Genomic DNA, 24,821 nt, shown 5'->3' with positions numbered 1-24,821 from the left:
GTAACCTGAATGAAAAAAAATACAAGGGTTTTGTTTGAAATTTAATCGTAAATATTTACTGAGGATAGGGCAATCGCATTAAATATATCTTGTTTTACAAAGCCCTAAGTTTTAGGCTTGGTAGCCCCTGGTCTGCCTGTAACGATTTTTAGTAGGTAATCCTCATCCCAGCCTGCGTTAAGACGTTTGTTTTTCACGCCGAGCTTGACGGTTTTTTCGGTTTTGACCAAATTGAGGGCAATATGCCGAACAACCGCCATATTCGCATCGCTGTTACCGGAACGCATTCGTTGGTCATCTTCGCGGAAAGCGTAGTCCAATACCCAATGCAAATTGTTCTCGATGCCCCAATGCGCACGCACGATTTGCCCTAAACGTTCAGGGTTTGAGGCTTCCATACTGGTGATGAAGTAACGGGTTTCTTCCGTGGTTTTGTCCTTGCATTCGCGGGTAGCCGTCACAGCAATGATGCTAGTGAGCTTAGGCCAATGAACATGGTCTTTCTTTAACCAGTCGATAGCTGATGTGGCGCGTACACTACGGGTCTCAATCCGTCCATGTCCACCGTCATAGCTGACATGTCCCACGGGTGGGCAGGTGTTAGCCGATTCAAAGAACAGCTTTACGTCTTGGTGAAGTGTGCCTTGATTACCCTTTAAGCTGAGCAGGTAATCTGCACCTTTGTCTACGATTTGTAGGGCAATGGCGGTTTGGCATCCCATCGCATCCAGCGTCACCACTGCTCCTGCAATATCCAGTTGCATCAATAGTTTAGGGATGGCAGTGATTTCATTGGACTTGTCATCCACCCGCTGCTGACCTAGCACCAACTGGTTTTGAGTTGCCCAAGCACTGACCATGTAAATGGCCGACTTATCTGATGCGCTATCAAGGCTACGGCGCAGGCATTTACCATCAATGGCAATGATTTCACCGTCACTAAGGTCGCCCAAGTCTGCCACCCAGCGACTAAAACACTCACTGAACTGCTGGGTGTCGATCAACCCAAAAACGCGCCCAAAGGTATCGTGTGACGGGATACCATGCTTCAAATCCAGTACGCTGGTGAACCACTTTTCTTTGGCTCTGCCAAACTGTTCGATGGATGCCCAGTCATCCGCGCCGCAAATCACCGCGCACAGCGTGATAAAGAAAATGTCGCTCAGTTTGTGTCGCTTACGGCGATCTAAGCGTGGGTCAGGGATTGAAGCAAAGTGTTCGAGTATCGAGGCTGTCGGGCGGAGTTTCATCAGGCAACCAAAAGCATGAAAGGAAACAAGCTTAAGGGACTTTTGTCAAGACCATTTTAATGCGATTACCCTAACTGAGGATGGAAGTTACCCCGTCTTTGCCGTAAAGTGCTAGGCTAGCATTCTCTCATTCAACCAGACACGCGCAGGAATCATGTCCGAGATTATTCGTATCGCTACCCGCACCAGCCCACTTGCCATGTGGCAAGCTGAACACGTCGCCCACCGCTTGCAAACACTTCACCCTGACCTCCAGATTGAAATGGTGGGAATGGTGACTCGTGGTGATAAAATTCTCGACAGTCCGTTGTCTAAAATTGGCGGCAAAGGCTTGTTCGTCAAGGAGCTAGAGCTGGGGATGCTGGAGGGTTCAGCCGATATTGCGGTGCATTCCATGAAAGATGTGCCGATGGAATTCCCCGAAGGTTTGCATCTGCCGGTGATCTTGCAGCGTGAAGACCCGCGTGATGCGTTTGTTTCCAACCGCTACCAGAATTTGGATGCATTGCCACCGGGCGCTATCGTGGGAACGTCGAGTTTGCGCCGTCAAACCCAAATCCGCGCCTGTTACCCGCATTTGCAGATCAAGGATTTGCGCGGCAACGTCAATACGCGGCTGGCGAAACTGGATAATGGTGAATACGATGCGATTATTCTGGCGGCAGCGGGATTGATTCGGCTTGAATTCCAGACGCGGATTACCGCCTTTTTATCCACCGAACAAAGTTTGCCTGCGATTGGGCAAGGGGCAGTCGGGATTGAGTGCCGCCGCAACGACCCACGGGTGGAACACTTGCTGGCTCCTTTGCGTCACGCGGAAACCACGGTGTGTGTGCGTGCCGAGCGTGCCATGAACCAACGCCTCAACGGTGGCTGCCAAGTACCGGTGGCAGGGTTTGCCGAGTTGCAAGACGGGGCATTACGGATGCGTGGGTTGATTGGCTTCCCCGATGGTTCCGCGCTGTATACTTGTGAACAGCGCGGCTGTACCGTTGACCCGGATGCTTTGGGTGTGGCGATTGCGGAGGATTTGCTGGCACAAGGCGGTGATAAAGTGCTGGCCTTACTGGGCATTCATGCCTGAAGCACTGCATGGCTTGCACATTGTCGTTACCCGCCCCGCGCATCAGGCAGCAGGATTTCGGCAAGCGTTGGAACAGGCGGGTGCGAGTGTGTTGTTATTGCCGGTGGTTGAGATTTGTCCGCTGGATGAGCAAGCGACAATTTCGCTCATGCTGGCACAGTTATCACACTATGACACGGCGGTATTTATTAGCGCGAATGCGGTGGAATATGGTCTGCAAGCAATGGACGCGGCGCAGCGGGCAGTGTTGCATACCCTGACCTTGGGTGCGATTGGCAAACAAACGGCGAAGGTATTGCAACAACACGGTTTCACTGCACACTGGGTTCCCGCACGCGGCTTTACCAGTGAAGACTTTCTGGCATTGCCGCAAACGCAGCACTTGAGCGGGCGGCGTATCCTGATTTTTCGCGGGCAAGGTGGGCGGGAATTGCTCGCCGATACCTTGCGGGAACGTGGCGCACAGGTCACTTATTTGGATGTGTATCAGCGAGTTTGCCCTCAAATCGATGCCAGCCACCTGAAATACCTTCATGAACAGCGGCAGCTTGATATAATCACCATCACCAGCAGCGAGGGCTTATTGAATTTGCTCACCCTGCTGAATAATCCCGACTGGATAAAAACGGTTCCCTTGTTGGTCGGGAGCCAGCGGATGTTAGCCACGGCACGCACTGTTGGATTTACCGGAACTATTTGCATTGCAGACAACCCCGGTGATGAGGCCATGTTGCAGGCACTCATCCATTGGGCACAGGAATTCCAAGCATGATTGATAAACCAGCGACACACGAAGCTGATAACGGAACTTTGCATACCGCCGTGGATGCGGTTGAGCCGATGCGGTCGGATGCCGAATTTGAGAATGCCGCGTCTCATCCGAAATCGACTGGCGCACGTTTTGCCATATTTGTGTCTATCTTGGCGCTGTCTTTTACCGCCATCGGCATTGCGGCGGGCTATAAGCATTGGCAGCGTATGAACGATAAAGCGCGTAGTAATGCGGCTGAAATTGTTACCTTGCGTGAACAGCTCAAGACCGTGCCGACCAGTGATGCCTTGAATACCTTACGGGAGGATTTGGATGCCAAAACCGCCAAGGCACTCAGCAATAATGAGCAAGCCTTGCAGGAAATGGCACGGTTGCAACACCAAACCCGCCAGTTTGCGGATACGGTCGCCTCGCAAGTAGAGCAGGTGACGTTTTTGCAGGCGAAAATGCAGCAAAGCGCAACCCCAGCGAGTGCGGATGAATGGCAAATTGCTGAGGTTGAATTTTTGCTAAAACTGGCAGCCCGCCAGTTGCATCTGGCAAAAGATGTACGCACAGCGATTACCGCCTTGAAAGAAGCGGATGCATTGCTGGCGAAAGTTGGCTCAGTGAATTACTTGCCGGTGCGCCAACAAATTGCGCGGGATATGTCGAGCTTGGAAGCTGTACCGGTACCGGATATTGTGGGCGTGTCGCAACGCATTAATGCCATGATGTTGGGGTTGAAACCCTTGCCTGCATTGCCCGCAACCCCGCTGGCAGAAGAGCTCAAGCCCGCCGCAGAGGATGCCGATACGGCAGTGGAAGGTAATTCCTTGTGGGCAGACTATAAGCGCAAGGCTTTGGAAACCCTGAATGATGCGATAGTCATCCGCCAACACGATAAGCCTTTGCAGATGCAGTTGGATGCGGATGCACGCTTGCATTTGTTCCAATTGTTGCAATTACGGCTGGAAAATTTGCGTTTATTGGTGCTTCAGGGGGATGTCACGGGGTTTAAGGCGCAACTAAACTTGATTCGGGAAACGTTGGGTAGCTATTACCCGCCTGAGCAGGCAAAGCCCTTGCTGACGGAGTTGGATGACATTGCCAAAGTAGAGTTACAGCCGGTTCTTCCTGATATTTCTGCCAGCCTTAAGCAGTTAGAAAGTGCACGTCAGGCTGAAGCAAACAGTGTACCCGTCAATGATGCCGATACACTTGATAAGGTCGAGACCGAGACACCTGACAAGGCTGACAAGAAAACTGATAAGGCTGACAAGGCTGAGTCAGAGGGAGGCAAGCGCGAATGATGTTTTACCTAGTCATATCGCTGATCTTGATCGCGCTGCTTGTGTGGCTGGGGCAATTAGTGTTGGCGCATCCCGGCATTGCCACCATTACTTGGGGCGTGTGGAGTCTGGAAATGAAGACTGCCGCGCTCGCTGCTTTGGTGTTGCTGGCATGTGTGGGTTTTTATTTGCTGGTCAGCTTGTTGCGTCACGGCTTCGGAATGCGCCGCAGTTTCAGCCGCTTTCGTGCCGCACGTTTGGGGAGTAAAGCCAACCGCGCTCTGACACAAGGTTTGATCCAATTAACCGAAGGCCATTGGGATAAAGCTGAGAAGCTGTTGGTGGATCATGCGCCTTACAGCGATACGCCTTTGCTGAATTACCTTGCTGCTGCACGGGCTGCCCACATGCGCGAAGCCTATGAGCGCCGTGACGAATTACTCAAGCAGGCGATTGAAAGCGATAGCAAAGCCAATGTCGCGGTGGGGGTGTCGCAAGCCGAAATGCAGTTTGGCGGCGGGCAGTTGGAACAAGCGCACGCTACCTTGATACGTTTGCGGGAACTGTCCCCCAAACACTCTTACGTCTTGAAGTTGTTGGCGAAAGTGTTGTACCGGCAAGAAAATTGGGACGCACTGTTGGGATTGTTGCCGGATTTAGCCAAGCAAAACTTATTGAAAAATGATGATATGGGCAAGGTACAAGGCGCAACCCTGAAAGCCATGTTCCAGCATTATGCCAAAGGCGGACAAACCGACAAGTTGCAGGCAATGTGGAAAAAATTACCCACGCCGATTCGTGATAATCACGAAGCCATTGTGTTGTATGCGCAAGCGTTGCACGCAGCGGGGGATGATTTGGCGTGTAACAGTTTTATCAGCAATATTCTCAGCAAACGTTGGGATGATGGTTTGGCAGATTTGTACGGGCGGACTCAACACCATAGTCTCGGCAATACCATCCAACAAGCGGAAAAATGGCAGCTCAGCCAACCCGCCAATAATCCGGCGTTGCTGTTGTTATTGGCACGTTTGTATAACCAGCAAAAACTGTGGGGTATGGCAAAAAGCTATTACGAAGCCAGCCTCAACCAAGCCCCCAATACCGAAGGCTATTTGGAACTGGCAGAATTGCTGGAAACCATGAAAGAGCCGGAGAATGCGCAACGCTGTTACCGCATGGGCTTGCGTTATTGCATCCGCACCGATGGTGAGAAACTGAACCTGACCCCCACGCAGCGTCCGCAGGTTAACCCACAGACGCCGCCAGTGTTAACGCCGTATAACGGTCTGTAACTTAGCTGTCACTTAGAGGCGTGCGACACCACTGTCACACGCCGCTTTGGACACTGCCGCAGGCACACGCTCACGCAAACGCAAATCAAACGGCTTGGGAATGATGTAGTCTTTCCCAAATTCCAGCGCGTCTAAGCCGTAAGCATCCAGCACGTCTTGCGGCACGGGTTCACGGGCTAATTCCGCCAGCGTATACACCGCCGCTTTGAGCATCTCGATATTGATGCAACGCGCCCGTACATCCAATGCACCCCGGAACAAGAACGGGAAGCCCAACACATTGTTGATTTGGTTAGGCTGATCGCTACGCCCCGTCGCCATAATCAAATCACTGCGTGCCGCCAACGCTACCACCGGATTGATTTCTGGATCGGGGTTAGACAACGCGAATACAATCGGGTTAGCTGCCATGCTGTTGAGCATATCCACCGTCATAATGTCCGGGCCGGATAAACCAATGAACACATCCGCACCCTGACACGCATCCGCCAAGGTATGCTTGTCGGTTTCCACCGCGTAATCGCGTTTGAAAGCATTCAAATCGGTACGCCCGGTGTGTAACACGCCTTTGCTGTCAACCATTAACAGCTTTTGCTTATCCGCACCCAAGGCTCCCAGCAGGTTCATGGAGGCAATCCCTGCCGCACCTGCGCCCACGCACACAATGTTCACGTCGCCGATTTTTTTGCCCTGAATTTCCAGCGCATTCATTAAACCGGCGGCAATAATCACCGCAGTACCGTGTTGGTCATCGTGGAATACCGGAATGTCGAGCATCGCTTGCAGGCGTTTTTCAATCTCGAAACAACGCGGTGCGGAAATGTCTTCCAGATTAATCCCGCCGAATGTGCCTGCAATGTTCTTCACCACGGTGATGAACTCTTCCACGTCTTGGGTGGCAACTTCAATGTCAAACACGTCAATGTCAGCAAAGCGTTTGAACAACAAACCTTTGCCTTCCATCACAGGTTTACCGGCGAGTGCGCCGACATTGCCTAAACCCAGCACGGCGGAACCGTCGGAAATGACGGCGACCAGATTGCCTTTGCCGGTGTACAGGTACGCCGCTTCCGGGTCTTTGTGGATTTCACGCACGGGTTCCGCAACCCCCGGTGAATACGCCAGCGACAAGTCGCGTTGTGTCGCGGTTGGCTTGGTGATGTGGGTGGCAATTTTGCCGGGACGTGGTTCAGCGTGATATTTCAGCGCATCTTCTTTTAAATTGGACATGGCTCCTCCGCCTATTGTGTGTGATCCGGGTAAAGTGTTATTGGGCTAACTGGGTGCGCTGTTATCGTCTACGTTATTGTATGGTCTTTACTAATTGACCGGGAACGGGTTCACCATTCGGGAACAGCCCGTTCAGTACCCGCAGGTGCATCGCGGCGTTGTTGCTTAAGCGACTGGATGCCGCCAAGCTATTGAAATTATCGCCGGGGCGCACGGTAAGCAGGCGTACCTGTACGGTTTGCCCATTGCCCAGTGGCAGGCGCAAGCCGTCGATCTGGCGCAGGTAAGTATCACGCCCAGCATCGCGCGTGCCGCTGCCGTAACGGCGTGCTTGCCCAATGAGTTGTTGCAGGCGCACGTCATTGTTTGGGTGAGTCGAGAACAAGTCACGGTAAGGGTCGGAGCCGCCGCCTTTGAATTGGTCGTAAGCTTGCAGGGTGGCAATTACATTTGCCATATTGGCGGGGTCATACCCGGCACGGGCGAGGTATTCAGCACCCAAGCCATCGGCTGCCAGTTCTTGGGTGCGGCTGTAATTGCTTAAACCCAGCTCACCGATGGTGTTGAGCAGGTCTTTATTGCCGATTTTTTCACCGATGACGCTGGTGGCAATGCTCCCCACGACTCCCCAGGAGGCTTGTTGGACATTGTGACGATCGGCAACGTGACCAATTTCATGCCCTAACACCCCGGCAAGTTCGGCTTCGGAATTCATGTACGCCATTAATCCCGTCGTGATGTAGATATAGCCACCCGGTAAGGCAAACGCATTGACAGCCGGATCATCCAATACGGTGAACGTGAAGCGTAGGTTATTGCGATGGCTTTGTGCCGCCATCAGTTGCCCGATACGGCTGACGTAAGCTTGCACACCCGCATCTTGATACGGGGGATTTTTCGCAATGATTTCACGGTGGGCTTGTTGCCCGGTTTGAATTTCCTCCGCTTCGGACATTAACGCCAATTGCTTTTCACCCGTGACCGGGCTGACCGAGCACCCCGCGAGCAAGGCGGTGCTGCTAAGCAGTATGCTGGAAATAAGAGTGGTTAGCCGCATATTATCATTCTCCATCAAAAACAAAAAAGGCGCTGGTTAGAGCGCCTTTTAATGATGCATGATTCTGGAACAGTCTGCTAGGGCTTACTTGCCACGTGCATAACGGTTCTTGAACTTTTCCACACGACCAGCCGTGGTGCTAACCGCTTGCTTGCCGGTGTAGAAGGGGTGAGATTGGCTGGAAATTTCCACTTTGACCAGTGGGTATTCTTTGCCATCTTCCCAAGCAATGTTTTCTCTGGTGTTAACCGTGGAGCGGGTCAGAAACGCGAAGCCGCTAGTCAGGTCTTGAAAGACGACTTCTCTGTAGTTAGGGTGAATGCCGGGCTTCATGTTGAAATCCTCAAGTTATTCGGGTATATGCGAAAAGCGCAACATCTTAGCGCTATTGAATCGAAAGTTCAATCTCGGCTTGCACATTCACTTTGAGTTTCTGCTTACCACTTTCCAATTCAGGTGCTGCGGGAGCCGCCATTGCGACGGAATCCATTGCTGCCATGCGCATCATCGGTGGTTGAAAATCGTTAGCAGCTTGTACATCAATTCGCGCCACACGGTATTCTGCACGCCCCATGCTGGTTTTAATTTGTTCAGCACGTTTCTTGAAATTCGCTAATGCGGTATTAATCAGCTCTTCTTCGGTACTGCTTTGCACTTCAGGCGAAACACGGTAATGGATACCTTCGATGCGTAATTTTTCCTGCAATTTACCCAGCAAACCACTCAATGCCTTGCTGTTTTTACTGGTGAGTTGAATACTTTGACGCACTTGCCAACCCGTAATACGTGAATCGGTGTACATCGGATTGGTCGTGTAATCAAGCGTACTGGTTTCCACGGTGGTTTCTTGCTTGGCAACGTCAATCGCCCAGGTAATGGCTTGATTGACGGCATCTGCCATTGCAACCGTATCTTGACCTTGTTGTTCGGCATACAACACTGCTGTCAAAACGTCGTTAGGCACTTCTTTTTCAGCACTGACGCTAAACGCAATCCGATCATAAACCGGGGTATCGGCGGCATGGGTAACGCCCCACGCAGCCATACCAATCAATAGGGCAGCGAGTTGTTGTTTCATGGTATTGCTCCTGTGCTTCCGTTGTGAAGAAAACTTCTTGGCGTTTTGAACGAGCCAGCGGCAAGAAGTTCCTTAATAGGCAGTCAGGTTGTTTAGAAATTCGCCGTCGAGGTAAACAAACCCACCCGCAAGTCCTTCGCGGTATAAATTTCGCGACCGTCGACTTCCAGACTGCCGTTACCGATCCCCATCACCAGCTTACGGGTAATCACGCGGGTCAGTTCAATTTTGTACGTTACCTTTTTAGCTGTCGGCAATACTTGACCAAAAAACTTTACCTCACCCACGCCTAAGGCACGACCGTGACCAGGGTTGCCCAACCACGCCAAGTAAAAACCGATGATTTGCCACATAGCATCCAAGCCCAAACAGCCGGGCATTACCGGGTCACCGGGGAAATGGCAATCAAAAAACCATAGATCGGGGGTAATATCCAGTTCTGCCAGAATATGACCTTTGCCTGCTGCTCCGCCGTCAGCGCTGATTTCGACGACGCGATCCATCATCAGCATATTAGGGGTTGGCAATTGCGCATTGCCGGGGCCGAACATTTCGCCACGACCACATTGCAGGAGTTCTTCACGGGTAAAACTGGATTGTCTGGACATAATGCAAGCTCAAGAGTGTCATAAAGCCGCCAATTGTAGCGGAATCTGCTTCAGAAAGCATAATCGGCTGCAATCCCCGCAAAGACTGCCATGCCTAACCAATGGTTATTCAGAAACGCTTGTAAACTCGGTTGCGGTTCGCGCTCACGAATCAACCATTGCTGATAGACCGAGAGCATTGCAGCCACCAGTAGCCCCAGCCAATACCAAGACCCGCGTCCACTGAGAATGCCAACGGTAATCAGCAACGCCAGCATGAGTAGTTGCAAGATGCCAATGATCAAACGGTCGTGTTGCCCGAATAAAATTGCGCTGGATTTAACCCCAATTTTCACGTCATCCTCACGGTCACACATCGCGTACATAGTGTCGTAGGCGGTTGTCCACAGTACGGTTGCCAGAAACAGCAACCACGCCACTGCGGGCGGTAATACGCCCGTCACGGCGGTAAACGCCATCGGAATTGCCCACGCGAACGCTGCCCCCAGATGCACTTGCGGTAAATGATGGAAGCGTTTCATAAACGGGTAGGTAGCCGCCAATAATACCGCCACCACCGAGAGTGCAATGGTCAACCCATTCAGCAATAACACCAAAGCGAAGGCGACTAACCCCAACACCGCAAACACGCCCAAGGCTTCGCGCGGGGTAATGTGCCCAGCCGCCAAGGGACGGGTTTTGGTACGGGCAACGTGTGGGTCAACCTCACGGTCAGCATAATCATTGATAGCGCAACCCGCCGAACGCATCAGCACCACGCCAGCAATAAATACCAGCAACACTAAGAAGTCGGGCACACCTTCAGCGGCTATCCACAGCGCCCACAAGGTAGGCCAGAGCAACAAATAAATACCAATCGGACGGTCAAGCCGCACCAAGTGGGCATAGTGCCGCAACTTATCCATCATGGCGGGTCGAGCATTAAACGTTCGACGGGTTTACCTTGCTGCAAGTGGCTTTCGATGATTTCATCAATATCATCTTTGTCGATGTAGGTATACCAAATGGCTTCGGGGTAAACGACGATGACCGGCCCTTCGGCACAACGGTTCAGGCAGCCAGCAGAATTGATACGGGATTTACCGTCTTTGTGTAAGCCTAAGTGTTTGGTGCGCTGCTTGGCGTAATCGCGCATGGCTTGAGCATCAAACTGCGCACAGCAAGATTCGCCATCAGCGCGTTGATTGGTGCAGAAAAAGACGTGGTGTTGGTAGTAACTCATGGGTAGTGGCTTGCCTAAAGAACAGAAGCTAATTATGCCAGACGAAAGAGTACCCACAAAATAAAACAGGGTGGAAAAATCCACCCTGTTTCGTATTCAACAGCCTAACGGCCTGTGATCACTTTGGTGCAGCAGGTGCAGTAGCAGGTGCAGCAGGTGCAGCTTGCTCAGCAGCAGGTGCTGCTTGACCAGACATGCCGCCCATACCAGACATGCCACTCATGCCTTGTTGTGCAGCAGGTGCAGCCGCTTTAGGTGCTTCAGCAGGTTTTTCGCCGCAAGCGGTCAGAGCAAATGCAGCCAGCAGAGCAGCAATCAGCAGACGATATTGAGTCATTGTTTTATCTCCACAAAAGTTGACTTTGAAAAATAGTAAGTGATGGTCGCATAAGATGCAAACCTAACACTCGTAGCCTTCATGTTTCCTGGAAGGCCACAGGTCTATACGAGCAATCCTTGCTTCCCTTTAACGGGTATTCCTACGATGCTAAGCGTAGCACTGTTTTAAACTTTCTGTATAAGTTTTTAATAAAATAGTGATGGTTGCTTATTGATCATCAGAAATACTGTTCACGCTGGTAAGTACACCGTTAACTTCGGCACCTTCGTCCATCTGTATTTCCACGTAGTGAATATTGCCATTAATCTTGGCGGTGGATTTTAAGGAAATACGGCGCGAAGCAAATATATCGCCGGATATAGTACCCGAAACAATAATGAGTGGCGCACGTATTTCCCCTGTCACTTCGCTATCTCCCTGAATATACAAGGCAGCACGCGAATCCATAGGGGCAGCGATATTGCCATTCACTTTTCCGTGAATGTATAAATTATTTTGAAAGGCAATGTTGCCAACAATTTCCAGGTCTTTTTCAAGCAGCGAGGCTGAAGAGGTGTTTCTGGTTGTCATGTATTTGTCTTATTTATTGAGTTCGTCAAAACAAAGTAATTAGGTCAAGGATACTAGCAGGTGTCTGGCGAAACATCATGTGTTATTACTACGCGCCCGCATTTGTTCCAGCTCATTTTCCAATACGGCAATGGTATCATCACGCATTTGCAAGTCTTCCAGCAAGGCTTGTAGCCGAATTTCATAGGTTTCCAGGCGTTCCAGCACATCATTATCCTGTTGTGTACTGTTTTCGAGGCGAGCAGTTAGTTTTTCCGTGCGTTCTTCTGCTTCTTTCAGGTCACGGCGCAACGTGGCATTGTCCCGATGGCATTGTTCCAGACGAAACCGTGCCTCAAAAGGGTTGTCGGCTGTTTCTTGAGCCAGTGTGCGTGATTGAGCCGTTTTACTGCCAGCCCACCACCCGATGGCTAGTCCGCTCACAATAGCTAAGGCTAATAAGAAAGCAATTTGTATGGTTAGATAAAACATCGGCGTCCTCTTGCCCTTAAATCACTAGGCGGCTCTATTGTAACAGCATCATCCCAATAGAGAACTTCACCTTTGATCAGAAAAAGCATGTTTCCCTGCTGTTTGTAGACTATGATTAAAATGTCTTCTAGTATTCGGATAGAATATACTATAAACCGCTATCGAGTGTTTGGTGTGACCTTGAAATTATGTTAGGAAAATTGTTGCGCAGCGGGAAAGCCCAGCCCCCGCCGGAATTGCCCTTGATCTTCAGTCTTGCGTCTGAGCGTCAGCTACGGTTGCATCAGCACCATGACCTGTTAGGCGTATGGCGGTTTCTGTCTCACCATGTCCGCCGCTACCCGCAGGATTTGCGGGCGCATACACAACGCATTTTGTTGGCACAACACGAGACGTTGCGTAGCCGTTTGGCTGGTAGCCTCCAGGACTTGTTTCTGTCCTTGGGTAATGCGGGTTCGTTATTGCGTGAACGTTTATTCAACTTAGTGAAAGATGACTTGAGTCGGCAAGATGAGCTGTTTTTCCAGCAATGGTTGACGACTTCTGCGGAACTTGGTGATCATCAACAGTGGCGGGAAGGTTCTGTCTTATCCACGGGGCAGGAAACTTCGGTGGTTAAGCTGCTTACTTTTGAACGTTGGCAGGAAACCGCGCAATATTCCAATGTGATGGAGGAAGTTTTTGCTTGTTTGGAGTATGGTCAGATTGATACTGCCCGCGAGTTGTTAGAGGTCGAAGTTCTCGCAGGCAACACCGACGAGGCAATGGAGCAGGAGCTTGTGAACATTTATCAGTACACGCGCAGCAAGGATGGGCTGGATACCATGATTAAGCAGATGCAGGATGCAGGGCGTGAGGTTTCTGCCCTGTGGCTGGAGAAGCAGCAGGAATCCGAACAATGGTAAAAAAATAACGATAAGCAGGCTGGATTTATGCTGAAACATTCTAAAACAGGCCCTTTGAAAGTTGCGCTGCTGGCGATTAGCCCGCACAACCGGGCGATACTTGAGTTTTTTTTCTCAGGTGCTGGGCGTAATTTATTTCGGGTTGTGCCAGAAGCCGAGGCAGATGCCTTTATTCTGGATCACGACCACCCGGATGCCAAGGAAGACTGGCAACAACGGGCGGCTTTACATAAACCCGGTATTATTTTGTCGGTACACCCCGCTGAGTTACCGAATTGTATCTGGATTCCCAAACCGTTAACGTCACGCGCCTTAACCGATGCGGCTGATCGGGTGCATGAGTTAGTGGCTAGTCTGGAGTCAGAGGGTCATAAGTCGCAGCGCCCGCTGGTGAATGCTGCCGCCTCTGCTGAAAAGCCACTGGTGCAGCACGCGGAAGCACATTTTCGCGACCTTCCGCAACCGTTTGGGATACCGGCACATGCTGAGCGGCCTGACAGAAAGCTTCGCTCGCTGGTAATTAACTTGCCCGATGAAGAGGATGTGGCAGAGGACGTGCCGCCTCCTATGCCAGCACCGGTAGCGGACATTCCCACCCGTGTATTTGACCCGGCAGAAGCCGATATTCCCTTGGAAGAAGTCGACCGTCCTGTTGATGATTCATTATCCCAAGAGGAGGCGGAAAGCCGCTGGAAAGCGCTGTGTGGTGAACAAGATGACGTACAGTCAGTGGCAGAGGTGGCATTGTTTACCCCTGAAAATTACCTGTTGAGTACGGTTTTGGAGGCGATGCGGGTTGCTAAAGAGTCACAGCAAACCGTATACCTCAAATTATCAGCAAAAGATTACGCCTTGTTGATGCCGCAGCAGGGGCTTGCTTATTGCACATTGGACACCCGGTCAGAAGAATTCCGCGTCTTGTGCAATAATCCCGTACAAGCGGGGCAGTTTGCGCTACATATACCCAACAGTGCGGAACTCGAACGCTTGGAGCAGCAAGCCTCGCATGATGCCGATGCCTTGTTGGATTTGGAAGCCTTTGTGTGGGTTGGCAGCTTGCTGACTGCGCGAGGTCGCTTGGGGCGTGGTGTTGAGATTGAGCAGAAAATTTCCCTGAAATACTGGCCCAACCTGACACGCCTTGAGCAATTCCCCCATATCATGCGTATCGCTGCTTTGTGGAACCAACGTCCGGCAAGCCCACTGGATATTGCTAGCGCTTTGGCTATTCCGCAACGCTATGTATTTGCGTTCCACACGGCAGCCAATGCACTTAACTTGTTTGAAATGGATCAGAACAAACTCAAAAGTCGGGAAAAAGAGAAGCCCAAGCAAGAAAGTCGTGGCTTCTTCTCGCGCTTGTTGAAGCGTTTGTTGGGAGGGGGAACGAAATAGCTTTATGAGTAGCATGATCAACCGCAAAATTATTTTTACTGGCCCTGTTGGTGCAGGCAAAACCACTGCTATTGCTGCCATCAGTGATATAAAACCGATTGCGACCGACGAGTATGCTTCGGACATGACTAAAAGTCGCAAGCCACAAACCACAGTGGCAATGGACTATGGCTTGATTCGGTTAAGTGAAAACGAGCGTGTGCATTTGTATGGCACGCCCGGTCAGGAACGTTTTGATTTCATGTGGGATATTCTTACCAAAGGCGGGATCGGTTTGATCTTGTTATTGGATAATACCCGCAAGGATCCGTTTCAGGACATCCGCTTCTATACCAATGCTTTCCGTGACTTTATCGAAAAGCAGCAAATGGTGGTCGGGGTGACGCGCATGGATTTACACCGCAAGCCGGGTTTAGTCGAGTATCGGCGCTATCTGGAGTCCTTGTCATTGCAGGCACCGGTATTTGAGGTGGATGCCCGCAGCCACAAAGATGTCACCATGCTGATTCAGGCGCTGTTGTTTTCACTGGATCCGGGAGTAACTAACTGATGAGCGAATACATACTCACAGAAAACTTGCATCTGGGTGTTACCCCAGCGGGTACTTATTATGCGGTGCAGGACAGTGCTGCTGAACCGGGGCGCTTGTTTTTGCACCGTTTGTTTCAGGAGGCGACTACCCCCCTGTTTACGGTCGATGTTGCCTGTGAGCTAAGTGGTTACAAGAAGAAGCGGGCGTTGGAGTTTGTCCACTGGATGCAGGAAGCCGGGATGATTCTGGGGCAGGAGCAAAGTGAATCTGCCCCGGAAGAAACCTTGGAACGCCTATTGCCCAAGTTGCTGCGTACCCTTTCTGACGAAGGCAAGGCGATTTTGGCAGAAAGCCGGGGGCTGTATCTGGGCAGTGCCGGTTTTACCCATGAGGCAGCGGAAGAGCTGGCGGCATTGAGTGCTAACTTGACGGCGGTGTATACGCGTCATAAAGAATTGTTACACGGCAATCTAGGCTATCGCCAACGGGCGTGGGGGCTGGTGGATGCAAGTGGTAACAGTGAGGTGGGTTTTTGGCCGCTGTACATTGGTCAAAACCGTTTTACCCTGATTATTGGCGGCATTCCCCAATTCAACCAGCCTGATTTCAAACGGTTGGTGTGGGCGCTGGAAATGCGTTACGGCAATACTGAAATACCTGTATAACTTGAAATTAACTATTGATAACCAAGGAGAAAAACGACATGCGCTCTGAAATGCTGAACTCCATTCTTAGTGACCTAAACGGTTCGTCTGCGGACATTGAAGCGTCTGCGGTGTTGTCTACGGATGGCTTGATGATGGCTTCCATGTTGCCGGGTGGTATGGATGAAGACCGGGTCGGGGCGATGAGTGCCGCGATGTTGTCACTGGGTGACCGGACTGCGGAAGAGTTGGCACGTGGTGCGCTGGAGCAGGTGCTGATCAAAGGTGCTAGAGGCTATATCCTGATGACCCATGCGGGCAATGAGGCGGTAGTGACTGTATTGGCAAAACCTAATGCGCGTCTTGGCTTGATTTTCTTGGATGTAAAACGTGCCGCTGAGAATATTGCCAAAATTATCTAAATAGCTAATCTCAACGCCATAATAATAAAGTTGTCTCAATCAGTGCCTGACGGTTTGCAGCCACACTGTCCTAGGCTGTGGGAAGCCAACAAGGAGTGATGCGATGGAAGATATGACAAACAAGGATGTAAGGGAGCCGTATACCGAGCATCGGTTATGCTATTACGATGGTGCTTCGCGCCGTGTTTTGGTTAAAGATGAGGAAATTCCTTTTCCAGAAGGTAAGCTAATTGTTTCGCGCACGGATCTGCGTGGCATTATTACCCATTGTAATCATGCATTTGTGGAAATGTCTGGTTATACTGAGGCGGAATTGCTCGGACAGCCACACTATATTCTGCGCCATCCTGATATGCCGAAAGCCATTTTTAAGGATGCGTGGGAAACGGTGGCGCGGGGTGAGAAATGGCATGGTTATGTTAAAAATTTATGCAAGGATGGGCGCTACTACTGGGTATATGCCACCATTATCCTCAATGTGCGGGCTGGTAATCCAATCAGTTGCACCTCGGTAAGGCGTAAGCCCTCGCGCACCCAGGTCGAAGCCTGCATTGCGTATTACGCCCAATTAAAGCAAGCGGAGGTCTGAAGTGAAGCCCTATGTCCTGACTGTCAGCCCAGACTTTCCACCAGCCCAAATTGCAGGTTGGTATATTTTTAATACATGGTTGCAACGCCAGTTGGGTGTGCCTATCCATGTGGATTTATTTGATGACTTCGCCAGCCAGCGTGCAGTGATTCAGGACGATGGGATCGACCTGATTTACGCCAACCCCTTTGATGCAGCGATGTTGGTGCGGGAAAAAGGCTTTACTGCCATTGCGACGCCCTTGCACAAATCGGATGAGGCGATTATTGCGGTGGCGGCTGATTCGCCAGTAAAGCGTATTGAGGATTTAGCACCCGGTATTCGCATTGCGTCAACCGATGACCCGGATGTGAACCTGATTGCCATGATTATGTTAGAGCCTGCGGATTTGTCGGCGCAAAATGTTCAGACACACACGGTGGATACCTATGTGTTAGTGGCTAAACGCTTGTTGCAAGGCAAGGCGGATGTTGGATTTTTTCTGCGGGATGCGTTTGAAACGCTTTCCGGGATGATTCAGCGTCAGTTACGCGAATTGATTCGCAGTGAAATACACGTGATTCGCCATGTGTTATTGGCAAGCCCAAGCTTGCAGGAACAGCATGAGCAATTACGCCGTATTTTGCCAGCCATGAGTACCGACCCTAAAGGCAAAGGTGTCTTAGAGAGCATGGGTTTACAAGGCTGGGAAATACAGGAACAGGAAGATACCGAATTTATGATTGACCTGATGGATACACTGGTTAACTAACCATGAAAAAACTGACCTATTTTCACCCACAGGTGCGTACCCGTTTGTTGAAGGTGCTGGTTCCTGTATCACTGGCAGGTATGTGTTTGTCTGGCACAGTTTTGGCGGCAGACAATACATGGGAAATCCAGTCCGGCAACAGCTTAAGCAAGATTGTTGCTGAGAAATATCCCGATTATGGGAATCGTCAGATCATTATGCAGGAAATCCTCAAGCGTAATCCGCAGGCTTTCCGCAGTGAAAATATTAATAGTCTGATCGTCGGCAAAACGCTCCAGTTGCCGGATCCTGTTGATATTCCTGATCTTAAACCGCCTGCCCCCAAGCCAGCCGAGGGGGGTGTTGATCCGGCGCTTCAAGAGAAATTACAAGCCTTAGAGGCACAGGTCACTGAACTCGAAGAAACCATCACGATACTCGAAGAAGAAAATACCGCCTTACAGGAAATGGTGAATGAGGCAGCAAGCGGTAAGCCCCTCACTGCCACCGCCGAACCTGTTCCTGCCCCTGTTGATAATACCTTGCAACAGCGTTTGGATGAGGCTGAAAAAGCCTTGTCTGCGAGTAAAGCTGCCAATACCACGTTAGAGGAACAACTGGCAGCAACCGAGCGTGAAAACGAAGTATTGCAGAACGATCTGCAACAGATTCGTGCAGCGGCAGCGGTTGCGGAAACCAAAGCCGCAGGATCGGGCAATTTGCCGTGGATCTTACTGGGATTATTGGCGCTGTTGACTTTGCCGTTACTGTGGCTGTTGCGCCGCAAGCGTGAACCCGCAGCGGTTGCGGTTGCTAGTGGTCTGGCAGCCGAGTCAACGTCAACGATACTTGCGGATGTACCGCCCTCTGTCATGACTGACTCACCCGTGACGGTGAGCATTATGCCCTCAGTGGATGAAAACCCCGACGCAGCACTCAAGCTCGATATTGCCCGTGCGTATTTGGATTTGCGTGATTCGGAAGGAGCGGCTGACATTTTACAGGACGTATTGACTGAGGGTGGTGAACAGCAACGCCAGGAAGCCCGCGAGATTCTATCGTTTATTACGTAATTAACCGTTAATTCTTATAAATTAACAGCTTATCCTGTTAGTCTGCCGCTTATTCCCCTCTGTCCTGCTATCGCTGGCGGATATATCACGATACTTCTAATCTCAATATTCAACCATTGGCCTATATTCTATGGTTCGAGTAATAAATTGGGAGTGTCGAATGGCTTTTTCTGCGTTCACCGTGAGCAAACAGCAAGTCATGCCGTTCGCGGCGCTATTGGCGTTGCTCACTGTCACTGTCTTAACCCTGTTGAGTTTATTGGTGCAGCAACCGGCGATTGAAACGGATTTGTTGCAGCGTACCCGCCAAGCGTTAGCGGAGGCAGGCTTGCCCACGCATTTGGTGCACTTTAATGGGCGTGACGGTGTGTTGACCGGAACCGTTGCGGGTGAAACTGAACTGCAACGCTTGCAGCAAATCGTTAGCGGTATTTATGGGGTACGCCAAGTTGAGAACCGCCTTATTCCAGTCAGCACTGCATCCGCAGCGTCTGACAATTTGGATGCCCCTCCTGTGCCTGTGTCAGGTTTGCATATTCCGGCTAAGCGTTACCCTGTCGAGAAAATTGACTTAAGCGCGATTCAATTCGATTATTCCAGAGCCGAGTTAGACAGCAAAGCAGTCGCCGCATTAGAGCAAGTGCTGGCTGAATTGCGTCAACAGCCTGAGATTATTATTGAGGTATCTGCGCATACTGACCATGAAGGCACGGCACTGGGTAATTTGACGGTCAGTCAGGCTCGTGCCGAAGTGATCCACAATTATTTATTGTCCCAAGGCATTGAAGCCAAGCAAGTGCGGGCCAAGGGCTATGGTTCTTCCCGCCCCATCGTGGAGGCAAGTGCCGCAGATTCGCAACACAATCGTCGGATTGAAATTACCGTGTTGAAGGAGTAGCTACGATGCTTTATCTCGCACTCCAAATAGTGCTCTTGCTCAGTGTTGCGCTGTTGATCGGCGTGTTGATGGGGGGATGGGTTGTGAAATGGTATTATGTGCGTGAATCTGCCCAGTGTCTGACCGAGCTGGCAGGTTTGCGGCGCAACTATCAGGATGCAAGCGCTGATAATGCGTATCTGCGTAATAAAACCCGCCAACTGGAAAAAGCGTTACGCAAAATTGGCACACCACCAGTGGACAGTGAATACGGTCAGTTTTTGGAGCTGAGGAAAACCCTCGAACAGACCCGTCGGGAATATCAGGAATTGCTGGAACAATACCACCAGCAAGAAGAAACCTTGGCTGATTGGCAGGTTAAATTACAGCGTAACCAAGAGGCATTGGCTACCTTACAAGCTGAGCCACTCATGGAAAAAACCGAGCCGTTGCTGGCGGCAGCGGATTTGCAGGAGCCAACGGTGCTCAGGTATGACGACCTGACCCGTATTCAAGGTATTAGCCAACAATTAGCCAGTCACTTGAAAGCACTTGGCATTGTTACCTACCGCCAAGTGGCGGAATTCACGGCGGATGATGTGCAGCATATTCAGCGCATTATCGGTAGCGAACGTTACCAACCACCAGATAGCTGGGTGCAAGATGCCCGTGCTTTGTGCTGACTTAAAATTTGGCAGGTTTTTGGTAGGTACGCACAATCAGGAAACCTTTTTTCAGTTCAGCATGGTAAATCAAGCCGATGTCACGGCTGTTATCGGTGCCTTTAAAGTAAGTTTCACGTTCTAGCGTGGCAGGTTGCCACCAAGGGGCTGGAGGCTGTTGTGTCATAAACGTACTTTGCAAAATGTCAGTACTCAAGTCTTGCTGTGTCAGACCATTTTGACGGATGAAATATTCCACTGCCGCACGTTCCGTTTCAAACATAAACCATGAGGCATTGCCTTGTGCTGAGGTTTGGCTGCTGGCTTGCACGTTGATCATGTTAGCAGGCTCGGTGCCAAACCAATTGGCAAGCGCTTGCTTGGCACGTTCGGGGTCGGCAGTGCGCAAGGTGGTTTTGGATGCCGGAAAAAACTGTTCCGCAATATACGGTGTGAGCGCGAGACTGACACCCGCAAGGATGACTAATGCCATTAAGGCTGGAAAAAAGTATTTCATAATGACTCAAGTTGCAGTTTGAATAAGTGTACCGCATTCGCAGTGGTCACTTCAGCAATACGTTCAAGGCTTTCCCCGCGCAACTCTGCCAGACTTGCCGCAATCACGGGCAGGCGTGTGGGGTCATTACGCTTGCCGCGCCAGGCACTATCTGGCTGATCGGGAGCATCTGTTTCCAGCAGTAACGCCTCCAAAGGGACATTGCTGAGTACATTGCGCAGACGCTGAGCGCGAGGATACGTCATCGTGCCGCCTACACCCAAGTAAAATCCTAGCTTGATCAGTGTATCGGCTTGCTGCTGACTGCCCGCAAAACTGTGAATCACACCACTTAAATTTTTTTTGCCAGAAAAGCGCCGAATGTGTTTGAGAACACAGTCAAGCGAACGGCGGGCATGGATAATGAGCGGCAGCCCGAATTCACGGGCTAAGCTTAGGTGGGCGATAAATAGGGATTCCTGTTGTGCCACATCCAGTTCGGGCAGGTAAAAATCCAACCCACATTCGCCAATGGCGACGGGTTGTTCCTGCTTCAACCAATGGCGTAATGACACAAGATCATCAGGGGTATGTTCAGCAAGATACACGGGATGCAAACCATAGGTAGCATGAAAATGAGGCGACATGGCACAAATATCACGTAGCCGTGACCAATGCTTGGCACTAACGGCAGGGAAAATCAGGTCGCTAATGCCAAGCACGTTCATTTTATCCACTAATAACGACCGTTCGTCGGCAAAATCAGGTTCGTCAAAGTGGCAATGTGTGTCGATTAATCTCATGTGCGCTAAAATGCAATTTTGTTAAAGTAATGAACAGGATACTATAGGCGATGTGGTTAGTGGCGATCGGATATTGTGATCTAAAAAAGAAACTAGCCAACACCGTAAAAATAACTATAAAATGTTGTTATGTGGTCAGTTATGCTAAAAACAGGCTCGTGAGGGGCTATGAATATGAAAAGAACACCTGATGCGGTGCGTTTGTTTCAAGTGACAGATTCCCATTGTTATGCCAGTGATAACAGTCGCTTGACATGGACGGATATGCCGATCTATCCCAACTTGTCGTTGCAGGCAATGCTGGCACATTTGGGGTCTAAAGCACAGGGGTATAGTGCGTTGTTGTTAACAGGCGACTTGGCACAGGAAGAAATTCCCGCGACGTATCAGCGTGTCAATGCGATGTTGAACGCGTTCCCCCTGCCAGTTTACACCATTCCCGGTAATCACGATATTCCGCAAATGATGCAGGAAAACCTCAATGGTAATGTCACCATGCCGGAACACGTTACCGTGCGGAATTGGCATTTGTTGTTACTGGATACGAATGCTGACGGCAAACCTGATGGGCGTTTGACTGAAGCGCAATTTGAGCACTTTGAACAGCAATTGAGTACGATTCCTGATGATCACTTCGTTGCCATTTTCATGCATCACCACCCTGTACCCATAGACAGTGAGTGGATGGATGTGATGGGTTTACAGCAGAAAACGTATTTCTGGAATCTGGTTGAACATTTCCCACAAGTCAAAGTTGTTTTCAACGGGCATATTCATCAGGAATTCAATGGCAAACACGAGTATGCTGATGGGCGTATTGTCGCGGTGCATGGTACGCCTGCCACTTGTGTGCAAATGAAACCCGTGCGTAAAAATATCGAATTCGACCACACCAAACCAGCATGGCGTGATATTGTGCTATTAGCCGACGGCAGTGTGCAAACCCGTGTGCATTACCTAGCATTTGAAGTTAATGAAGAAGTGATTAAATCTTCAATCTGAGAATACCGACACTGACGTGGATCCATACAAACTGGTTCTTGCCCCTATGGAAGGCGTGGTGGATCACACCATGCGCGACCTGCTTACCCGTGTTGGCGGTTACGACCGTTGCGTGACTGAATTTGTGCGCGTGGTGGATCGGCAACTGCCTACCCGTGTGTTTTACCGTGCTTGCCCCGAATTACTCACCGGTGGCAAAACCCCCGCCGGAACGCCAGTTTACGTGCAACTCCTCGGTGGTAATCCGCTGTACATGGCGCTGAATGCGCAGGTACTGGAACGTTTAGGTGCGCCCGGTATTGACATCAATTTTGGCTGCCCGTCCAAAACTGTCAACAATAGCGACGGTGGCTCGGTGTTGTTGCGTGAACCGCAGCGGGTGCATGACATTGTTCAGGCAGTACGCGCCGCTGTCAGCCCACAGATTCCGGTGACAGCCAAAATCCGTCTCGGCTTCAAAGACAGCAGTTTACTGGCAGACATTACCCAAGGTATTCAGGCAGCCGGAGCCAGCGAAATGTGCATCCATGCCCGCACCAAGCAACACGGTTATTTGCCCCCCGCGTATTGGGCAGAAATCGGTAAGGTTAAGCCGCATTTGCATCTGCCAGTCATTGCCAATGGTGAAATCTGGTCAGTTGCTGATGCCATCCAAGCCCGCACTGAAAGTGGCTGTGTGGATTTGATGCTGGGTCGCGGGGCATTGAGTTTCCCCGATTTGGCGGTAGCTATTCGCGCCCGCTTAGCAGGTGAGGCGTACACGCCGCTATCATGGGCGCAAGTGCTGCCGCTGGTGGTGCAATACGCTACCGAATTGGAAGCACGCGCCCCGCAATACGCAGCCAGTTTCATCAAGCAATGGTTTACCTATTTGCGCCGCCAATACCCCGAAGCCGAAACCCTGTTCCAACACATAAAACGTATGAAACTGCCGGGCGAGATCAAAACGGCTATTATCGCGTAATTTCCCCCCTTGCTTAGCCGAGATGAACCGATGACCGATACGGATAAAAATACCCGCCACCAACTACGCATGGCACGCAAAAAAGCCATTATTGATGCGAGCATTGCACGTGCTTACCAAGAAAAAGGCTTGTTACTGGTGCTGACCGGCAATGGCAAGGGCAAATCCAGCTCAGCTTTTGGCATGGTCGGGCGGGCATTGGGGCATGGCATGAAAGTTGGTGTTTGCCAGTTCCTCAAAAGCCGTACCGATACCGGCGAAGAAGCCTTTTTTGGCAAGCAAGCCCGCTGCGAATGGCACGTATTAGGCGACGGTTTTACCTGGGAAACCCAAAACCGTGCGAAAGATATTGCAACTTCTGAGCGTGGCTGGGCAGTGGCACAACGCATGTTGACCGATGCCAGTTACGATTTGGTGGTACTGGATGAGCTGACCTATTTGCTCAATTACGGTTATCTGGATGCGGATCAAGTGCTGGATGCGATCGGTGCACGTCCGCTCATGCAACACGTCGTGGTGACAGGGCGGGCAGCCAGCGATACCTTGCGTGATCTCGCTGACACCGTGTCGGATATTGCCGATGTGAAACATGCCTACCGTGACGGTATTAAAGCGCAACCGGGCATTGATTTATAACGCAAGGTTATTGTAACCATTGCTCTACCAGCACTTTAGCGCGGCGGGCGTATTCGTCATACGCATACTGCCAAGCTTCACCGGTGAGTTCGGGGAAATACAGCGGCTGGCAGTCTTGCGCCATGATTTCAGTGGCAGCAAGGTAATAACCTTGATTGCGGTAGCGCCAGGTAAACTCTGCACCACCGCATTGCAGCTCATTTCTGGGAAACGCACGTTTAAGCAATAGGCGTGTGCGGATTTCTTTGTAACCCTGTTCCTTTTGGTGGTTAAGCACATGCAAACTGCCATCACCTTCGGCTAAGACGCGGTATTTGCCATTGGTGCTCTTTTGCAACACCCAGTGGTGTGGTTCGGTGTCACCTTGGCGTAGTTTGGCGCTGTCATCATCACTCAGGCATTGGATGGCGGAAAACGCGATTACCCATTCTTGGGTTGCGGGCTTATCATCCAGCTCAAAGGGAACTCCCAGCACCTGACAACCCAGCCGTTTGCGGTTATTGGCGGGGGTATAGAAATGGGGGTAACGTTGACGGAACGGGTTAGCGGTGGTGTCGGCTGACAACGCTGCGTTCAATTCCGCGCTAATGGGGCGAAATACGTCATCGTATTGTTCCCCCATTAAATCAGCCTTGTTCTTGTACAATACGGCCCAACCATTTGCCGCCGGTAACGAGGGTACTGCGGGGGGGAAACGGGTGTCAAAAGCGGCTTTGTACCAGTGATTACTGAGTTTAGGCGCTGGTTTGTCAGGCGCAGCGTTGCCCGCAGTGCTCAAGCAGCAGCTGATGATAAGCAGTAAGCGGTTTAGGGTTGTGGTGTTGTACAGCATCAGCTTGGTTA

General features: G+C 50.8%; 31 protein-coding genes. 17 read left to right on the top strand and 14 right to left on the bottom strand.

Annotated elements, in window-relative coordinates:
* Positions 1–104 precede the first annotated feature (104 nt).
* Positions 105–1,250 carry an ISAs1 family transposase gene (locus L2Y54_RS03685; protein ID WP_236499760.1) on the bottom strand — a complete coding sequence of 382 codons (1,146 nt, stop codon included), beginning with the start codon at positions 1,248–1,250 and terminating at the stop codon, positions 105–107.
* 154 nt (positions 1,251–1,404) lie between these two features.
* Between L2Y54_RS03685 and hemC the strand changes: the two genes are divergently transcribed.
* From hemC to L2Y54_RS03665, 4 genes are read left to right on the top strand one after another with little or no spacing between them, the layout of a single operon-like run.
* Positions 1,405–2,334: a hydroxymethylbilane synthase gene (hemC, locus tag L2Y54_RS03680; RefSeq protein ID WP_349768781.1), complete on the top strand. Its 930-nt coding sequence runs from the start codon at positions 1,405–1,407 to the stop codon at positions 2,332–2,334.
* Complete coding sequence (locus L2Y54_RS03675) at positions 2,327–3,106, top strand: uroporphyrinogen-III synthase (protein ID WP_236499888.1); 780 nt, start codon at positions 2,327–2,329, stop codon at positions 3,104–3,106. The genes hemC and L2Y54_RS03675 overlap by 8 nt, the downstream gene beginning before the upstream one ends.
* The gene (locus tag L2Y54_RS03670) at positions 3,103–4,398 is read left to right on the top strand and encodes a uroporphyrinogen-III C-methyltransferase (RefSeq protein ID WP_236499886.1); all 1,296 of its coding nucleotides are present in this window, start codon (positions 3,103–3,105) and stop codon (positions 4,396–4,398) included. The genes L2Y54_RS03675 and L2Y54_RS03670 overlap by 4 nt, the downstream gene beginning before the upstream one ends.
* Positions 4,395–5,672, top strand: coding sequence for a heme biosynthesis HemY N-terminal domain-containing protein (locus L2Y54_RS03665; RefSeq protein WP_236499885.1), 1,278 nt, complete (start codon positions 4,395–4,397; stop codon positions 5,670–5,672). Before L2Y54_RS03670 ends, L2Y54_RS03665 begins: the two co-directional genes overlap by 4 nt.
* A 12-nt stretch (positions 5,673–5,684) precedes the next feature.
* Here the strand turns inward: L2Y54_RS03665 and L2Y54_RS03660 are convergent, their stop codons facing one another.
* The 10 genes from L2Y54_RS03660 to L2Y54_RS03615 form a co-directional block, all read right to left on the bottom strand.
* Positions 5,685–6,902: a malic enzyme-like NAD(P)-binding protein gene (locus L2Y54_RS03660; RefSeq protein WP_236499884.1), complete on the bottom strand. Its 1,218-nt coding sequence runs from the start codon at positions 6,900–6,902 to the stop codon at positions 5,685–5,687.
* A 73-nt stretch (positions 6,903–6,975) separates the two neighbouring features.
* Positions 6,976–7,959: a M48 family metalloprotease gene (locus L2Y54_RS03655; protein ID WP_236499883.1), complete on the bottom strand. Its 984-nt coding sequence runs from the start codon at positions 7,957–7,959 to the stop codon at positions 6,976–6,978.
* Positions 7,960–8,043: 84 nt separating this feature from the next.
* A complete protein-coding gene (locus L2Y54_RS03650) occupies positions 8,044–8,292 on the bottom strand; it encodes a type B 50S ribosomal protein L31 (RefSeq protein ID WP_236499882.1) in 249 nt (82 codons plus the stop codon).
* Positions 8,293–8,344: 52 nt separating this feature from the next.
* Positions 8,345–9,037, bottom strand: coding sequence for an SIMPL domain-containing protein (locus L2Y54_RS03645; protein ID WP_236499880.1), 693 nt, complete (start codon positions 9,035–9,037; stop codon positions 8,345–8,347).
* A gap of 92 nt (positions 9,038–9,129) precedes the next feature.
* Entirely contained in the window at positions 9,130–9,645 is a 516-nt protein-coding gene (fabA, locus tag L2Y54_RS03640) for a 3-hydroxyacyl-[acyl-carrier-protein] dehydratase FabA (RefSeq protein WP_236499879.1), read from the bottom strand.
* 50 nt (positions 9,646–9,695) lie between these two features.
* A complete protein-coding gene (ubiA, locus tag L2Y54_RS03635) occupies positions 9,696–10,553 on the bottom strand; it encodes a 4-hydroxybenzoate octaprenyltransferase (RefSeq protein WP_236499878.1) in 858 nt (285 codons plus the stop codon).
* Positions 10,550–10,867 (bottom strand): (2Fe-2S) ferredoxin domain-containing protein, encoded by a 318-nt coding sequence (locus tag L2Y54_RS03630; protein ID WP_236499877.1) that lies wholly within the window; start codon positions 10,865–10,867, stop codon positions 10,550–10,552. Before L2Y54_RS03630 ends, ubiA begins: the two co-directional genes overlap by 4 nt.
* A 118-nt stretch (positions 10,868–10,985) precedes the next feature.
* Complete coding sequence (locus tag L2Y54_RS03625) at positions 10,986–11,204, bottom strand: hypothetical protein (RefSeq protein WP_236499876.1); 219 nt, start codon at positions 11,202–11,204, stop codon at positions 10,986–10,988.
* A gap of 210 nt (positions 11,205–11,414) precedes the next feature.
* On the bottom strand, positions 11,415–11,777 hold the full coding sequence (locus L2Y54_RS03620) for a bactofilin family protein (protein WP_236499875.1): 363 nt from the start codon (positions 11,775–11,777) through the stop codon (positions 11,415–11,417).
* 75 nt (positions 11,778–11,852) lie between these two features.
* A complete protein-coding gene (locus L2Y54_RS03615; protein WP_236499874.1) occupies positions 11,853–12,248 on the bottom strand; it encodes a hypothetical protein in 396 nt (131 codons plus the stop codon).
* Positions 12,249–12,436: 188 nt separating this feature from the next.
* Here L2Y54_RS03615 and L2Y54_RS03610 point away from each other — a divergent pair, with 188 nt between their 5' ends.
* The 10 genes from L2Y54_RS03610 (at position 12,437) to L2Y54_RS03565 (ending at position 20,098) form a co-directional block, all read left to right on the top strand.
* A complete protein-coding gene (locus L2Y54_RS03610; protein ID WP_236499873.1) occupies positions 12,437–13,153 on the top strand; it encodes a hypothetical protein in 717 nt (238 codons plus the stop codon).
* Positions 13,154–13,180: 27 nt separating this feature from the next.
* Positions 13,181–14,548: a hypothetical protein gene (locus L2Y54_RS03605; protein ID WP_236499872.1), complete on the top strand. Its 1,368-nt coding sequence runs from the start codon at positions 13,181–13,183 to the stop codon at positions 14,546–14,548.
* Between the two features lie 4 nt (positions 14,549–14,552).
* Entirely contained in the window at positions 14,553–15,098 is a 546-nt protein-coding gene (locus L2Y54_RS03600; protein ID WP_236499871.1) for a GTP-binding protein, read from the top strand.
* Positions 15,098–15,745, top strand: coding sequence for a hypothetical protein (locus tag L2Y54_RS03595; RefSeq protein ID WP_236499870.1), 648 nt, complete (start codon positions 15,098–15,100; stop codon positions 15,743–15,745). Before L2Y54_RS03600 ends, L2Y54_RS03595 begins: the two co-directional genes overlap by 1 nt.
* A 38-nt stretch (positions 15,746–15,783) precedes the next feature.
* Positions 15,784–16,146 (top strand): roadblock/LC7 domain-containing protein, encoded by a 363-nt coding sequence (locus tag L2Y54_RS03590; RefSeq protein ID WP_236499869.1) that lies wholly within the window; start codon positions 15,784–15,786, stop codon positions 16,144–16,146.
* 103 nt (positions 16,147–16,249) lie between these two features.
* On the top strand, positions 16,250–16,735 hold the full coding sequence (locus L2Y54_RS03585; RefSeq protein ID WP_236499868.1) for a PAS domain-containing protein: 486 nt from the start codon (positions 16,250–16,252) through the stop codon (positions 16,733–16,735).
* 1 nt (position 16,736) lies between these two features.
* The gene (locus tag L2Y54_RS03580; protein ID WP_236499867.1) at positions 16,737–17,486 is read left to right on the top strand and encodes a phosphate/phosphite/phosphonate ABC transporter substrate-binding protein; all 750 of its coding nucleotides are present in this window, start codon (positions 16,737–16,739) and stop codon (positions 17,484–17,486) included.
* Positions 17,487–17,488: 2 nt separating this feature from the next.
* Positions 17,489–18,538: a motility hub landmark protein FimV gene (locus L2Y54_RS03575; RefSeq protein WP_236499866.1), complete on the top strand. Its 1,050-nt coding sequence runs from the start codon at positions 17,489–17,491 to the stop codon at positions 18,536–18,538.
* A 160-nt stretch (positions 18,539–18,698) separates the two neighbouring features.
* Positions 18,699–19,436, top strand: coding sequence for an OmpA family protein (locus tag L2Y54_RS03570; RefSeq protein WP_236499865.1), 738 nt, complete (start codon positions 18,699–18,701; stop codon positions 19,434–19,436).
* Positions 19,437–19,441: 5 nt separating this feature from the next.
* Entirely contained in the window at positions 19,442–20,098 is a 657-nt protein-coding gene (locus tag L2Y54_RS03565; RefSeq protein WP_236499864.1) for a hypothetical protein, read from the top strand.
* A 1-nt stretch (position 20,099) separates the two neighbouring features.
* Here the strand turns inward: L2Y54_RS03565 and L2Y54_RS03560 are convergent, their stop codons facing one another.
* Positions 20,100–20,594, bottom strand: a complete 495-nt coding sequence (locus tag L2Y54_RS03560; RefSeq protein ID WP_236499863.1) for a hypothetical protein — start codon at positions 20,592–20,594, stop codon at positions 20,100–20,102.
* Complete coding sequence (locus tag L2Y54_RS03555; protein WP_236499862.1) at positions 20,591–21,376, bottom strand: TatD family hydrolase; 786 nt, start codon at positions 21,374–21,376, stop codon at positions 20,591–20,593. Before L2Y54_RS03555 ends, L2Y54_RS03560 begins: the two co-directional genes overlap by 4 nt.
* A gap of 174 nt (positions 21,377–21,550) precedes the next feature.
* Between L2Y54_RS03555 and L2Y54_RS03550 the strand changes: the two genes are divergently transcribed.
* The 3 genes from L2Y54_RS03550 to cobO are packed head-to-tail and all read left to right on the top strand — an operon-like array spanning position 21,551 to position 23,978.
* A complete protein-coding gene (locus tag L2Y54_RS03550; RefSeq protein WP_236499861.1) occupies positions 21,551–22,378 on the top strand; it encodes a metallophosphoesterase in 828 nt (275 codons plus the stop codon).
* 16 nt (positions 22,379–22,394) lie between these two features.
* Positions 22,395–23,342 carry a tRNA dihydrouridine synthase gene (locus L2Y54_RS03545; RefSeq protein ID WP_236499860.1) on the top strand — a complete coding sequence of 316 codons (948 nt, stop codon included), beginning with the start codon at positions 22,395–22,397 and terminating at the stop codon, positions 23,340–23,342.
* Positions 23,343–23,372: 30 nt separating this feature from the next.
* Positions 23,373–23,978: a cob(I)yrinic acid a,c-diamide adenosyltransferase gene (cobO, locus tag L2Y54_RS03540; RefSeq protein ID WP_236499859.1), complete on the top strand. Its 606-nt coding sequence runs from the start codon at positions 23,373–23,375 to the stop codon at positions 23,976–23,978.
* A 7-nt stretch (positions 23,979–23,985) separates the two neighbouring features.
* Here the strand turns inward: cobO and L2Y54_RS03535 are convergent, their stop codons facing one another.
* The gene (locus L2Y54_RS03535; protein ID WP_236499858.1) at positions 23,986–24,810 is read right to left on the bottom strand and encodes a hypothetical protein; all 825 of its coding nucleotides are present in this window, start codon (positions 24,808–24,810) and stop codon (positions 23,986–23,988) included.
* Between the last annotated feature and the right edge of the window lie 11 nt (positions 24,811–24,821).

This window comes from Thiothrix winogradskyi (assembly GCF_021650935.1).
GTDB lineage: Bacteria > Pseudomonadota > Gammaproteobacteria > Thiotrichales > Thiotrichaceae > Thiothrix > Thiothrix winogradskyi.
This window is presented reverse-complemented; position numbering and strand designations above follow the sequence as displayed.